The 14,642-nt window shown below is 53.9% G+C and carries 11 protein-coding genes; 10 read left to right on the top strand and 1 reads right to left on the bottom strand.

The window, feature by feature from the left end:
• Positions 1–154: 154 nt before the first annotated feature.
• The 7 genes from EQM14_RS00760 (at position 155) to EQM14_RS00730 (ending at position 9,572) form a co-directional block, all read left to right on the top strand.
• Positions 155–1,144, top strand: a complete 990-nt coding sequence (locus EQM14_RS00760; RefSeq protein WP_128741165.1) for a sugar ABC transporter substrate-binding protein — start codon at positions 155–157, stop codon at positions 1,142–1,144.
• Positions 1,134–2,684: a sensor histidine kinase gene (locus tag EQM14_RS00755; protein ID WP_164918902.1), complete on the top strand. Its 1,551-nt coding sequence runs from the start codon at positions 1,134–1,136 to the stop codon at positions 2,682–2,684. Before EQM14_RS00760 ends, EQM14_RS00755 begins: the two co-directional genes overlap by 11 nt.
• Entirely contained in the window at positions 2,662–4,254 is a 1,593-nt protein-coding gene (locus tag EQM14_RS00750) for a response regulator (RefSeq protein ID WP_128741163.1), read from the top strand. The genes EQM14_RS00755 and EQM14_RS00750 overlap by 23 nt, the downstream gene beginning before the upstream one ends.
• A gap of 5 nt (positions 4,255–4,259) precedes the next feature.
• Positions 4,260–5,336, top strand: coding sequence for a sugar ABC transporter substrate-binding protein (locus tag EQM14_RS00745; protein ID WP_128741162.1), 1,077 nt, complete (start codon positions 4,260–4,262; stop codon positions 5,334–5,336).
• A 283-nt stretch (positions 5,337–5,619) separates the two neighbouring features.
• Positions 5,620–6,771 (top strand): sugar ABC transporter substrate-binding protein, encoded by a 1,152-nt coding sequence (locus tag EQM14_RS00740; RefSeq protein WP_243112570.1) that lies wholly within the window; start codon positions 5,620–5,622, stop codon positions 6,769–6,771.
• An 83-nt stretch (positions 6,772–6,854) separates the two neighbouring features.
• Positions 6,855–8,378, top strand: a complete 1,524-nt coding sequence (locus EQM14_RS00735) for a sugar ABC transporter ATP-binding protein (protein ID WP_128741161.1) — start codon at positions 6,855–6,857, stop codon at positions 8,376–8,378.
• Positions 8,379–8,390: 12 nt separating this feature from the next.
• Positions 8,391–9,572, top strand: a complete 1,182-nt coding sequence (locus EQM14_RS00730; protein WP_128741160.1) for a sugar ABC transporter permease — start codon at positions 8,391–8,393, stop codon at positions 9,570–9,572.
• A 209-nt stretch (positions 9,573–9,781) separates the two neighbouring features.
• On the opposite strand, the gene EQM14_RS00725 is transcribed toward EQM14_RS00730, so the two are convergent.
• Complete coding sequence (locus tag EQM14_RS00725; protein ID WP_128741069.1) at positions 9,782–10,747, bottom strand: IS30 family transposase; 966 nt, start codon at positions 10,745–10,747, stop codon at positions 9,782–9,784.
• A 418-nt stretch (positions 10,748–11,165) separates the two neighbouring features.
• Between EQM14_RS00725 and EQM14_RS00720 the strand changes: the two genes are divergently transcribed.
• The 3 genes from EQM14_RS00720 (at position 11,166) to EQM14_RS00710 (ending at position 14,574) form a co-directional block, all read left to right on the top strand.
• The gene (locus EQM14_RS00720) at positions 11,166–11,900 is read left to right on the top strand and encodes a pseudouridine synthase (protein WP_128741159.1); all 735 of its coding nucleotides are present in this window, start codon (positions 11,166–11,168) and stop codon (positions 11,898–11,900) included.
• Between the two features lie 223 nt (positions 11,901–12,123).
• Positions 12,124–13,236: an ABC transporter ATP-binding protein gene (locus EQM14_RS00715; RefSeq protein WP_128741158.1), complete on the top strand. Its 1,113-nt coding sequence runs from the start codon at positions 12,124–12,126 to the stop codon at positions 13,234–13,236.
• Positions 13,237–13,488: 252 nt separating this feature from the next.
• On the top strand, positions 13,489–14,574 hold the full coding sequence (locus tag EQM14_RS00710) for a PucR family transcriptional regulator (RefSeq protein ID WP_128741157.1): 1,086 nt from the start codon (positions 13,489–13,491) through the stop codon (positions 14,572–14,574).
• Positions 14,575–14,642: the final 68 nt, after the last annotated feature.

Genomic DNA, 14,642 nt, shown 5'->3' with positions numbered 1-14,642 from the left:
ATAAATTGGAGAGGCAAATATCGTTCATAGAAGGAATTATATTCTACTAAGAAATGCTATTATTCTAATATAGGATTTGACGCTGCCCCGGCCCGAAAGGCCTGGGAGGAAACCTCTTAAAAACGTAATTTCCTTCCGATGGAGATGAAATCGCATGAAAGGCATTTTTGCGTCTCTGGTCATCGTGCTGATCATGATTTCCGCTATGCTGTACGGTCTTTACGACACCGGACGCAGCCGGACAAACGGGCAGGAGCCTGTGGGCAAACCCGCTTACCACGTTCAGCTTGTGACGCAGAGCACAAATGAGCATTTTTGGACGACGTTTAAAAAAGGAGCTTCCGATGCCGGAAAAAAATTGAATGTGTATGTTGAATTCGTAGATGTCGCCCAGAACAATGAAGACACCTCGGTGAAAACTCTTGAGAAAGCTCTCCTCTCCAATGTTGACGGAATCGCGCTTCAGGCGGAGGATATTGAAAAGACATCCGCCCTTGCCTCGGAAGCGCGGCAGAAAAAAATTGCCATACTTACTTTCGAGAACGACCACTTCTTTATTCCCGAAGTTCCCACGGTGGGTTCCAGCAGCTACGACATCGGCTTCCGCGAGGGCGAGATGGGCGTAAAGGCCTGCGGCGGCAAAGGGAACGCGGCGATCATTGTGAACGGCAGCGGAAGCAAGGAAAGCAGCCAGTATAAAAACCTGAAGCTGCAGGGCATGATGGACGTTTTCTCCAAAAACAAGGGAATTCAGGTTCAGAAAATATATGCGCTGGATTCCGGCATGTTCGAAACGGAAAAACTGATGAGTACCATTCTGACACAGGACCCGAAAATCAACCTGATTCTCTGCACGGACGAGCGCAGCACGCCCGGCATTGCTCAGGTACTGGTCGACGAGAACCGCGTGGGAGACGTTTCAGTCATCGGCTATGGGGCCATGCCCCAGACTTTGAATTACATCGGACGTGGTGTCATTTATGGTTCCGTCTGCCCGGACGCCTACCATATCGGCTATAATTGCGTTCAGCAGCTCAACTCGATTCTGAAAGGGAACCATATCTCCGACAGCCTGAATACGGATCTGTTTTCCATCGATGCGGCAAATGTCGACCGGTATCAGGTGGCTAATGATGAAAATTAAAACGAGGCCGTCATTCGGCGGGATGAAATACCGCACGAAACTAATGGCCTTTTTCCTGCTTGCCGTTTCCACCATCATGCTCGCCAGCCTTTTCGCCTACCTTTCCTCCCAGATCCTGATGGGGGACACGAACCAGATGCTGAAAAAGAATCTGGAGCTCACAGTGGCCTACAGCAGACTGGAAAAGGTTCAGAACGATATTGAAATTTATCTTTCCACCAGCAGTTCGGACAGTCTCATCGCATTTTACAACGACAGTTCCTCCCTCAACGAAAACGCCGCCGAACTGCTTTCGGAGGTTTCCTACACGGAGCGGGGGATTAAAATCAAAAACGTAGCAAATATGATTTTGAACTACCTTGATAAAGCTGAAGCTGCCATAAACGAAAAAAGAGGAAGAAATATCTCCGCCTACACGGCCGATTATGAGGAAATCGTAAAGGAAAGCGACTACATCACGGTCTATATGGAAGAGATCATGAGCCGCGACGTCATCGACAGTTCGGAAAAGTTTGAGGAGATCAGCGTCCGGCAGCAAAACACGTCTCTGCTCAACGATATCTTAATCGCGTGCGTCATGGGATTCGTCATCGCCATGATCATTCTGTTCAGTTTCGAGGTGACCAAACCCATCACAAGGCTTGCCGGATACGCCCAGAGGATTGCGGACGGCGATTTTGACATTGCCATCCAGCCGGACAGGACCAGCGGAGAAATCCATACGCTGTACAGTGTGTTCGCCTCCATGGTGGTCAGCATCAGGGAATATGTCGACCAGATCCAGGAGAAAAGGCGCCTGGAACGCACGCTGAGTGAAGAGAAGCTGAATAACCTGAAAATGAAAAACGCGCTGCACGAGTCGGAGCTTCTGGCGCTCCAGTCGCAGGTAAACCCTCATTTTATTTTCAACACAATCAACATAGGGGCAAAGATCGCCATGCTCCAGGGAGACAGGGCTACCTGCACCTACCTTGAAAACGCGGCCGATATTTTCCGCTATAACTTGAACGGGCTGGACTCCAACGCCACGCTGAAGCAGGAAATCGACAACGTCGTGTCCTATATGTATCTTTTGCAGATGCGCTTCGGCGACACGATCCGGTTTTCGCTCGAGGCCGACGAAACGGATTCGGAGCTGATGGGACTCGTTGTTCCCCGGATGACTTTGCAGCCGCTCGTTGAAAACGCCTATATTCACGGCATCAGCAAAATGGAAGAAGGCGGCACCATCCGGCTGAGAGCATGGAAGGAGGGAAAGCTTGCCCATATTGAGGTCTGCGACAGCGGGAGCGGCCTGCCGCCGGAGCAGATCGAATCCATTCTGAACGGATCCCCCGAAGATACCGGCGACGACAGGCCCCATGAGCGGGGGCACACGACGGGGATCGGACTCGACAACGTGCTGAAAAGGCTGCGGCTTTTCTTTGACAGGCGTGACGTCATGTGGATCGATTGCGCGGGCGGTCTGACAAAATTCATTCTGGTCTTGCCGCTGAATTACGAAGGGAGTGGCGAAAATGTACCGGGTGCTGATCGTTGACGACGAACCGATCGCGGTGAAATCCGTCGAGTACATAATCCGAAACGATCTCGACAGGCTTGAAGTCGTGGGTACGGCCGGCTCCGGACGGGCCGCCGTTGAAAAATCAGACAGCCTTCACCCCGATATAGTAATTATGGACATCAACATGCCGGGCATCAACGGACTGGACGCCATGAAGCATATCCGCAGAGAAAACCCGGCGGTCCACTTCATCATCATTTCAGCCTTCGACTATTTCAACTACGCGGTGGAAGCCGTCGCGCTGAACGTGGACGAATATCTCCTAAAGCCGGTAAAAGAGGAAAAGCTGGTGCAAACGCTGGAAAAGGTGGTCCACCGGATCGACGAGCGCCGCGACAAGGTCAAGCGGGAGCTGGAACTGAAAGAAAAATTTGAAATGGTGATCCCCGTGCTGGAAACGGGATTCATCAGTTCCATCTGCATGCTGGACGGTTCCGAGGAAGACCTTCAAAAGTACTGCCGGCTTTTTGGGTTTGAAAGGACGGGCGGCTATGTTCTCGCCGTCCAGTTCGGGGAAACGGACGGGGGTGAAGTGCAGAACAGAATCGGAATCGGAGTACAAAGCCAGAAGTTTTATCAAAACTACCGCGACATTCTGAAAAATGTATGTGTGTGTGTCGTGGGGCCACTTATGCTTAACCGCCTGATCGTTTACGTGCTGGACGAACATTCCCCTGGGTTTGAGCAGAAGCTCGCGGCGGTGGAAACGGCGCGGCGTTTTCTCCATCAGGCGCAGAAACTGAAACTGGGTTTATCCGCCGGAATCGGGGGGTACTGTCCGGACGTTCGGGGGGCGCGCGAATCCTATCGGCAGGCGCTTTGCGCGCTGGAGTATCTTTCGCGGCTGAAAAGCGAAATCCCCATCCTGCATTACGAGGACATATTGGAGGAAAAGAAGGGCACGGGGAACTATTACGCGCAGCAGCTTGTTCAGGCGGTCTGCACCAAGGCGGATGAAGGCGACGCGGGAGGGGCCCTGTTCGCTTTTTCCAATATTTTCGACCGGATGTGCGCGGACGTCATGCCCGATTTCGATGAACTGAAAAACAACTGCATCTCACTGATCGTTGGATTCGACCGGAAGTGGGGAAACTGGATCCGGGACTACCCCGCCGCACTCGGGGAGGCGGCCGCCGCATGCAGCCAGACGGAGCTTTGTCATATCTGCAGCCGCTTTATTGCAGGGGCGGTGAATGAAATCGCCTCAGGGAAAAAGAAAAGGGCGAACGACATTATTCGGAAGGCCGATTCCTACATGGAGTCGCATTACGAGAGCGAGGTCACGCTGGGTGGAATTTCAAGAGAAGTCAACTTGAGCCCCTATTATTTCAGCCATTTTTACAAGGAGGAAACAGGCGTAAATTTTATTGATAAGTTGATCAGGATCCGCATTGAAAAGGCGAAACACATTTTAGCGTCCACGGATGCGTCCGTCAAGGACGCCGCCAAACAGGTAGGGTATGCCGATCCCAATTATTTTTCAAAACTGTTCAAAAAGATTGTCGGCGTCACGGCAAGCGAGTATAAAGAACATTATGGGAAGTGAGTCTTGTGACAGCAAAACCTTTCAAACGGCGTAAAGGCGGGCTGGTGGCGGCGCTGCTTGCCGTCGTGCTCGGAGCGGTCTGCACGGGATGCGGCGCAAAGCAGGCTCCGGAGTCCTCGGAGGGCGGAGGTCACAGAATACTGGTTGGATTCTCCATGGCAACGCTCAAGGAAGACCGATGGCTCCGGGACCGCGATATCTTCTCCGCAAAAGCGAAACAGGAGGGACTGGACGTCATTGTTTCCAACGCTAACAACGACGCCGCCATGCAGCGGGAACAAGTGCAGGACATGATTCGGAAGAAGATCGACGTTCTGGTCATCGCGCCGCAGGACCGCGATGACGCGGCGGCGTGCGTTCAGGAAGCCAAAAAGGCCGGAATCCCCGTGATCGCGTACGACCGGCTCGTCAGGAACGCCAATGCCGACGTCTATGTTTCATTCGACACCGTGAAGGTCGGCGAATTGCAGGCAGGCTCGCTGGTCAAAGCTGTTCCCGAGGGCGGATATCTTCTAATAAACGGGTCAAAGGACGACAACAACACCTCCATGTCCCACGACGGCTGCATGAGCGTGCTGAACGGGCCGATTCAGGCCGGGAAGATCCGGATCGTCGCGGAAACATGGGTGGAGGACTGGCGCAGAGAAGGAGCCTACAGCTTCGTTTCCGACCAGCTCAGGCAGCATCCGGACCAGATCAAGGCGATCATCGCGGGCAACGACTCCCTCGCATGGGGCGCCATCGACGCCCTTTCAGAAGCGAAGCTTGCCAAAAAGGTGCTGGTCGTAGGGGAGGACGCCGACCTGGCCGCCTGTCAGCGCATCGTGGACGGGACGCAGCATCTCACCGTCTACAAGCCGATCGAAAAGCTGGTGGATCAGGCGGTAAAAACCTGCAAGCTTCTCGCCGACGGGGAAAAGCTTTCCTACAGCCGCACCATAAGCGACGGAACCTACAATGTCCCTTTTCTCATGATCGACGTAGTCGGGGTGACAAAGGGTAATATCGACGAAACGGTAATCAGGGACGGCTTCCATCTCAGAGAGGACGTATACCGCACGCCTGAGGTCTCCTCGAAATAAGCTTCACCACACAGGAGTCCCGCTTTTTTCCGCACTGCGGGGACTGCCTTTGGCCTCTGTGAACTGTTTGTTCACAGAGGCTCCTTTTTATTATTGCGGCAATAAAACGCTGCTTCAACCGGGTGGATCGCAGAACTCGGCAATATAAGAATGATACACAGCAATCCGGTTCATTGTAAACGAAGCCTTTCAATAGTATGATGAATATCACAAAAAGATAGCAAACGGTCCTGTGATTTATGTGCATTGCTATCGAAATGAAATTGGAAGGTGGATTGAAAATTTGAAAAGGTTTTTTGCTGTACTGTTATCGGTCATGCTGATCGCGGGGCTAACGGCCTGCGAATCAAAACCGGCCGACGTCGCGCCGGCCTCGTCCGGGGAGGCCCAGTCCTCGGGCGGCGCGGCAAAATCGGGCGGAATCGATGTGGGCATTATCCTTCCTACAAAGGACGAACCAAGGTGGGTGCAGGATGAAACAAGATTCAGGGACGCGCTGAAGGAATCCAATTATTCCATTGAAGTTCTATTCAGCCAGGGTTCTTCCGCAAAGGAAAAGGAAAATGTAGAAGCACTGATGGCCAAGGGTATCAAGGTGCTGATCATCTGCCCGCAGGATGCGGCAGCAGCGGCGGCGGCGGTTGACGAAGCCAAAGAGGAAGGCATCACCGTCATTTCCTACGACAGACTCATCACGGATACGAAATCGGTCGACTATTACGTCACATTCGACAGCATTTCGGTCGGCAAGGCGCAGGGACAGTATCTGATCGACAATGCGGCCGGAAAAGGCAATCCGCTGTATCTCTACACCGGAGCCGCGACCGACAACAACGCGTTCCTTTTCTTTGAGGGCGCATGGGACGTTCTTCAGCCGAAGATTGCGGACGGGACGTTCGTCATCAAGAACTCCAGCGAAGCCGTCAATCTTCAGTCCAAAGCGACCTTGACCCGCGACGAGGAAAGCAAGATCATCGCACAGGTCACCACTAACTGGGATTTCAACGAAGCGAAGAATAAGGCCGAAGCTCATCTGACGGCGGCGAAGGCGGCCGACAAGGGCAACGTTTATATCCTTGCGCCAAACGACGGCACGGCGCGCTCCATTTCGGATGTGTTCGCGGCGGACACGGCGGTGACAAGCTATAAGATCACCGGGCAGGACGCCGAAAAGGCGTCGATCCAGTATATCATCGACGGCAAACAGTCCATGACCGTGTTCAAGGATGTACGCATTCTCGTCAAGGACTCCATTGCGATGGCGATTTCCATCCTCCAAGGCAAAACTCCCGAGACAACAGGAACATACAACAATAAAATGGTCGACGTCAAGGCAAAACAGACAGACGTTCAGGTCGTGGATTCCAAAAATGTGAAGAGTGCCATTATCGACTCCGGATACTATCAGGCTTCCGATTTCACCAACCTGAAGTAACGTGACAAAAAGCAGATGGGATACTGGTGACAAAGATCCAGTGTCCCATCTGTTTTTACAGCATATTAAGGGAGATTTTGCGTATGGGTGATTACATACTTGAAATGAAGGATATCACAAAGGAATTCCCGGGGGTCAAAGCTCTGGACCGGGTCAACTTCCAGGTAAGGAAGGGAGAAATCCACTGCCTTGTGGGCGAAAACGGAGCCGGAAAGTCCACCTTGATGAAAGTTCTCTCGGGGGTCTATCCTTATGGCACTTACAGTGGACAGATCATCCTGAACGGCGCGGAGCAGCATTTCACAAATATCGCCGACAGCGAGAAAGCCGGCGTCGCCATCATCTATCAGGAGCTTGCGCTGATTCCCGAGCTGACTGTTTACGAAAATATCTATTTCGGCCATGAGATCATGAACGGGAAGACGGTGGACTGGAACAAGACCATCATCGACGCCAGGGAAATACTGGAGAAGGTAGGGTGCGGCGCGAATCCTGTCGCAAAAGTCAAGGACTTCGGCGTCGGCACGCGGCAGCTCATTGAGATCGCGAAGGCGCTCAGCAAGGACATAAAGCTGCTGATTCTCGACGAGCCTACGGCCGCCCTGACGGAAGCCGACAGCGCACATTTGCTGGACCTGCTGAGAAAATTGAAAACGCAGGGGGTCACCTGCATCATGATATCCCACAAGCTAAAGGAAATATCTGAAATCGCCGACAGCATCACAATACTGCGCGACGGCAAAACCATTTGCTCCATGGATGCGACAAAACAGAAGGTTCCGGAAAATGTGATCATCCGCCATATGGTAGGGCGGGAGATCGACAACGTTTATCCTCCCAAGGAGCAGCGTACAATCGGCGAAGTCAGTTTTGAAGTAAAGGACTGGTCGGCGTACGACCCCGCTGCCGGCAGGGAGATTCTTCACCATGTCGGCCTGAATGTGCGAAAGGGCGAGATCGTCGGCATCGCGGGGCTGATGGGCGCGGGCCGCACCGAATTCGCGCTGAGCGTGTTCGGGAATCCACGCGGGTACAAGGTGTCGGGCGACATGTTCATCAACGGAGAAAAAGTGAGCTACCATCATCCGGCAAAAGCGATTCGTGGCGGGCTCGCGTATATGACGGAGGATCGGAAGGCGAACGGTCTGATTCTGATTCAGGACATAAAGCAGAACATCGTCATGTCCAATCTTAAAAAAATATGCAGAAAAGGAATCATCAATGAAAACGAGGAAGTAATCTCCGCCAACGGGTATATGAAATCGATCAATATCAAGGCGCCGTCCGTGGATCAGGTGGTCGGTAATTTAAGCGGCGGGAACCAGCAGAAGGTTTCGCTGAGCAAATGCCTGTTCATCGATCCGCATACCCTGATTCTGGATGAGCCGACCCGCGGCATCGACGTGGGCGCCAAATATGAAATTTACACCATTATGAACCGACTTGTGGCAAACGGCATGAGCATCCTTATGATATCTTCCGAACTCCCCGAGATTCTCGGCATGAGCGACCGCATTTACGTGATGTCCGAAGGCAGGATCACCGGGGAACTTCCGACCGGGGAAGCGACGGAAGAAAAAATCATGACAATGGCTACGGTCAGTTAGGAGCGAGAGAATATGAATCTTTGGACCGAGACAAAAACGCTGCTAAAGAAAAACATCCGTGATTACGGAATGTATATCGCCCTGGCCGCCATTATCGTCATCTTCAGCGTCAGCACGGGCGGCGACTTCATTTCACCGAGAAACATCAGCAACTGGATCAACCAGACCGGCTACATCGCCGTTCTTGCCGTTGGAATGACGCTCATCCTGATCATCCGACACATCGATATCTCCGTCGGGTTCCTGTGCGGCTTCATCGGCGCCATTTCCGCTATTTTGATGACGCAGGCCCACGTTCCGGCATGGCTGTCGATTGTGCTTTCGCTTCTGCTCGGCCTTGTGATCGGTATGTTCGGGGGTTTTCTGGTGGCGAAAGTCGGCGTTCCGTCTTTTGTGGTCACGCTTGCGGGCATGCTTGCATTCCGGGGGCTTCTGCTGTGGGTCACGGAAGGCACCGGGACGATCATTGTATCGGACGAAGGCTACAACGCGCTTGGAAATGGGTTTATCCCGGACATCGGCACAGTGAACGGCCTGCACATCCTGACGATACTGATCGGCGTGTTAACGATTATTTTTTATATCTTCTCGCAGATCAAGACGCGCAATAATCAGCTCCAGTATCATTTTCAGGTCCTGTCCGTACCCATGTTTGTAATCAAGCTGATCTTTATTTCTCTGATTATCGGATACATTGACTATATTCTGGCCGGATTCAAGGGCATTTCATGGACACTGGTCGTTGTGGCGGTCGTCGTAGCCATTTACAGCTTCATCCTAAATAAAACGCCGCTTGGACGTCACATTTACGGCGTAGGGGGCAACGCGCAGGCCGCAGAGCTTGCCGGCGTCAATGTGAAAAAGGTGACGTTCCTGGTGTTCGCGTCAATGGGCCTGCTTGCGGCCCTGGCCGGCATTCTGTTCACCGCGAGGTCGAAATCCGCAACCCCGACAGCAGGCACGGCGTTTGAAATGGACGCCATTGCCGCGGCCTATGTGGGCGGCGTATCAGCGGACGGCGGTGTCGGTAAGGTGACGGGCTCCATCGTGGGCGCCCTTGTCATGTCTTCGCTGATGAACGGCATGAACCTGATGGGCATCGGTATTTCCTACCAGTACATTATCAAAGGGGCGATCCTTGTCCTTGCAGTCATTTTTGACATTACGACCCGTAAAAACAGAAAAGTGGATTGATCCCCGCGCATTTGGAATATTTCCACGAACGCGGGAGCCTCATGCGGACGATTCCCGTGAAGTTCCTCATCGGCGGCAAACAGGTCTAACCATTCCTTCCGGCGCATCCGACCTTCCATTCGGCATCGCCCCAATGGTCCGCCGCATTTACGGCCCGGTACCCCTTAACCTACTCGCACGGGCCCCGCCTTTCTGATATAGGTGAATTGTCAAGTGAAGTGCAACAGATAAGAAGAAATGACTTCAGCAGGAGTTTTCCAATTCAAACATTTACGCGGGCGGTCGTTGAGACGCTCCATGACAAATGCCACGGCTTCTGGGGTAAGTTCTGTAAAACGGGTTCCTCTGGGGAAAAACTGACGAATCAATCCGTTCGTATTTTCCACAGTTGGCTTCTGCCACGGAGAGGCTGGGCGAGTGTAATAATACAACGCTTCAAAGCGGCTCTCAAATTCACGGTGGCAGTTGAATTCGATCCCTCGATCCGACGTTACCGTGCGGAGCGGAACCTTTCCGCCTTCAAAGAAGAACTCAAAGCCCCGCATGACTTCTTCCCGTCTGATGTTGCGCAGGACGGCCAGGCAGCAGTATCGACTTTTTCGGTCGGTCACATTCAGCAAATAAGCGCGTTTTGCTTGTCCGAACCCGATCGTGTCAGCTTCCCAGTCTCCAAGTCTCTTTCTGCGTAGAGCTTCTTTGCTTCTCTCCCGGATTTCCCGCGCCCCGGCCTTGTACCCACGAGTTTCTCCATGCTGACGGCCATAGTGACGCAGTTTCATCGTAAGTTGTACGGAACGTGGCAGCAAGTCCGCGCGTAGCCACCGATATATGCTGCTGTGCGAGATTTTCATGTCCCGGTCATCCGGATAGTCTAACCGGATTCTTCCGGCAATTTGTTCGGGCGACCATGACAATTCAAGCTTTTCGGATATGTAAGCTGTCAGACGTGGGTTTTGATACAGCCTCTTCCGGCGGCATTCCATTCGCCGTTCAAGGTACCGGGCCCGTGCCGGAACGCTAAGATATTTTTGTCCCGAACGGTTCCTCTTGATCTCCCGGCTGATTGTGCCCGGATCCCTTTGCAACCTGCGTGCAAGCTGCCTCATACTGATCCCGTTATTCCACAATTGGGCTATCAATGCGCGCTCTTTTGGTGTAAGATGGTGGTAGTCCATAAAAAGCCTCTCCTTCAGTGGTGTCTTTTCAACTCCTACTGTATCATGGATTTGGCTTTTTGTGGACTCTTTCTACCCTCCTGTTGCACTTGCTATTTTAATTCACCCTTGAACGAAAGGAGGGGCCTGCGCGGCCTGAGCGCAAATGAAAAAACAAGAAGAAATTTCGGTTAAGGGGCACCCGGCCATGGGTCCGGGAGGAATAGGCCCCGCGCGGCCCGAGCGCAGTCCCTCCGGACGGGACGCGCCTACGGCGTTCCCGGCTTTAGTTTTCGGGAATTTCCTGCCTCCGTCCCGCCCGTCTCAGCCCGCCTTCTTCCGCGTGCTGACCGGCGGGCCGAAGTCGGCGGCGACTCGCCGCCCTTGATCTTTTCCGGGGGAACGGATATACTGGTCCCATCGGAAGGTGGGACGGCGGATGGGAAAAGAACGCCTGGATAAGATCCTGGCCTCGCAGAACCTGGGGAGCCGGAAGGAGGTCGGCGCGCTGATCCGCGCGGGACGGGTCTCCGTGGGCGGAACGGAGGTAAGGCGGCCCGAATGGAAGGCCGACCCGGAGGCGGACGTCATCGCGGTGGACAGTCAGGTCCTGAACTTCAAAAGGCATGTCTATCTGATGATGAACAAACCGGACGGCGTGCTGTCGGCGTCGCGCGACCCGCGCGCCCGCACGGTCGTGGATCTGCTGCCACCCGGCCTGCGCCGCCGCGGCCTGTTTCCCGCCGGCCGGCTGGACAAGGATACCCGCGGGCTTCTGATCCTGACCGACGACGGCGGGTTCGCGCACCGGATGCTTTCGCCGAAAAGCCATGTGACGAAATGGTACGAGGCCGTTCTGGAATCTCCCGTTTCGGAAGCGGACGTCCTCCGGTTCCGCCGGGGCGTGGCGCTGGCGGACGGCACGGTCTGCCTGTCCGCCGGGCTTTCGGTTCTGCGGGAAGGGGAAACCCCTTTGGTCCTGGCGGGCCTGCGGGAAGGAAAATTCCACCAGGTCAAGCGGATGTTCCTGGCCTGCGGAAACCGCGTGCTCTCGCTGCGGCGGGTGCGCATCGGCGGCCTCGCGCTCGACCCGGAGCTAGCCGAAGGCGCGGCCAGGGAACTGGAAGCGGAAGAAGCCGCGCTGGTGTTTCGCACAGCGCCATGGATAAAATAGACGAAAATCGCCCCGCTTTTTTTAGTTCCCCGCAGACAAAATAGACGAAAAAGCGCCTTGCAATTTGTGTTTTATCGGATTTCCATAAAGCGAAAAAAGAAACTTTGGGTAAAAAGGACCTTGTTCATCCATTCCCGCTTCTGTTATGATGGCTTCAACAGGAAAAAACGGATTGTTCTTCGTAAGGCCGGCGAAGGAACGGATGAATCAGGAGGTTGTGCACATGGCAAGCGTAACGCTTAAAAATGTCTATAAAGTTTACAGCGGGAATGTCACCGCGGTCACGGATTTCAGCCTTGAGATCAAAGACAAGGAGTTCGTGATTCTGGTCGGTCCCTCCGGCTGCGGAAAATCGACCACGCTGCGGATGATCGCGGGGCTGGAGGAAATCACGAAGGGCGAGCTCTACATCGGGGACGCCCTCTCGAACGACGTGGCGCCGAAGGACCGCGACATCGCGATGGTGTTCCAGAACTACGCGCTCTACCCGCACATGACGGTGTTCGACAACATGGCGTTCGGCCTGAAGCTCCGCAAGATCCCGAAGGACGAAATCAAGCGCCGGGTGGAGGAAGCCGCCCGGAACCTGGACATTTCCCACCTGCTGGACCGCAAGCCGAAGGCGCTCTCCGGCGGCCAGCGCCAGCGCGTCGCGCTGGGCCGCGCCATCGTGCGCGACCCGAAGGTCTTTCTGCTGGACGAGCCTCTCTCCAACCTGGACGCGAAGCTGCGCGCCCAGATGAGGACGGAGATCGCAAAGCTGCACAAACGGCTGGGCACGACGTTCATCTACGTCACGCACGACCAGACGGAGGCCATGACGATGGGCGACCGGATCGTCGTGATGAAGGACGGATTCATCCAGCAGGTGGACACGCCGCAGAATCTGTACGATTACCCGGTCAACCAGTTCGTCGCCGGGTTCATGGGCTCGCCGCAGATGAACTTTCTCGACGGGACCGTCGAGAAAACCGGTTCGGGATACGCGTTCCGGTTCGGCGGGTACAGCGTCCCGATTCCGGCGGACAAGAACAGGGACGACGTGCTGAAAGACTACGTCGGCAAGCAGGTCGTTTTGGGCATCCGCCCCGAGAACGTGCATGACGAACCGGAATTTTTGAAAAAGGCGACCGACGGCATCGTGGAGGCCGACGTGGAGGTTACCGAGCTGATGGGCGCGGAGACCTACCTGTACTTAAACTGCGAGGGAGTGAGCCTCACCGCCAGGGTCGACCCCTCCTCGACGGCGAAATCCGGGGACCGGATCAAGACCGCGTTTGAACTGAACAAGATCCATCTGTTTGACAAGGAAACGGAAAAGGCAATCCTGAACTGATTTTCCGCAACCGGCGGGCCGCACGGGCGCATTCGGCGTCTGTACGGCCCGTTTTTTTATCCGTTGGCGAAAATTTCAGCCGCCGTCAGCAATATTTTTTACGGTTATAACGATATTTCACAGCTTTTTTTCCCATAATATGAAAGATACGGTTGAAATCTTATTCGTCTTTGTGTAAAATGATGATAGATTTACTTATTTGAAAGAGAAAAGTTCAGATAGATCAGACAGATCTGGAAATGAGGGGATACCATGTCTAACAGGCTGTTTCAGGGAGTCATTCACCAAATGAAGGACGCGGTCGACCGCACCATCGGAGTGATCGACGAGACTTCCGTCATCATCGCGTGCAGCGAGCTCGGGCGGATCGGCGAGGTCAACGACAGCGTGACCGCGGAGGCGCTCACCGCTCCCGGCACTTTTGTCATCAACGGCTACACCTATCGGTCCTTCGGCAACCGCCCGCGCCCGGAATACGCGGTCTTTGTTTCCGGCAGCGACCCGGAGGCCGGCAGGTATGCGTCGCTGCTCGCGATTTCGCTCAGCAGCATCAAACAGTATTACGACGAAAAATACGACCGCAGCAACTTTATCAAAAACGTCATCCTGGACAATATCCTGCCCGGCGACATCTATCTGAAGGCGAGGGAGCTCCGCTTCAATTCGGATGTCAGCCGCGTGTGCATGCTCATCAAGATCACGAACAAGTCGGATATCTCCGCGTTCGACGTGATCCAGAACCTCTTCCCCGACAAGAACAAGGATTTCGTCATCAATATCAATGAAACCGACATCGCGCTCGTCAAGGAGATCAAGCCCGGCATCGAGATGAAGGACCTGGATAAGCTCGCGGGCTCGATCGTCGACACGCTCAGCAGCGAGTTCTACACCCACTGCGTCGTCGGCATCGGGACCATCGTGACCGGCATCAAGGATCTCGCCCGCTCGTTCAAGGAGGCGCAGGTCGCGCTGGAAGTCGGAAAGGTGTTCGACACGGAGCGCCTGATCGTCAGCTACGACAACCTCGGCATCGCCCGTCTGATTTACCAGCTGCCCACCACGCTGTGCGAGGCGTTTTTAAAGGAGGTTTTCAAGCGCGGCTCCATCGACTCGCTGGACCATGAGACGCTGTTCACCATTCAGCGGTTCTTTGAAAACAACCTGAATGTTTCAGAAACCTCGCGCAAACTGTTCGTCCACCGCAACACCCTGGTGTACCGCCTGGAAAAAATCAAGAAAATCACAGGCCTGGACCTGCGGGAATTCGAGGACGCCATTATTTTCAAGGTGGCGCTGATGGTGAAAAAATATCTTTCCTCCGATCCCGTTAAATTTTGACAATATAAAAAATTACAAAAATATTACAAAATATTTTTATATTGGAATAATATTTTTGAGGCCCGTTG

It is taken from the genome of Caproiciproducens sp. NJN-50, assembly GCF_004103755.1.
In the GTDB taxonomy this organism is placed as follows: domain Bacteria; phylum Bacillota; class Clostridia; order Oscillospirales; family Acutalibacteraceae; genus Caproicibacter.
The sequence above is the reverse complement of the archived record's forward strand: the minus strand, read 5'-3'. Positions and strand labels throughout refer to the sequence as shown.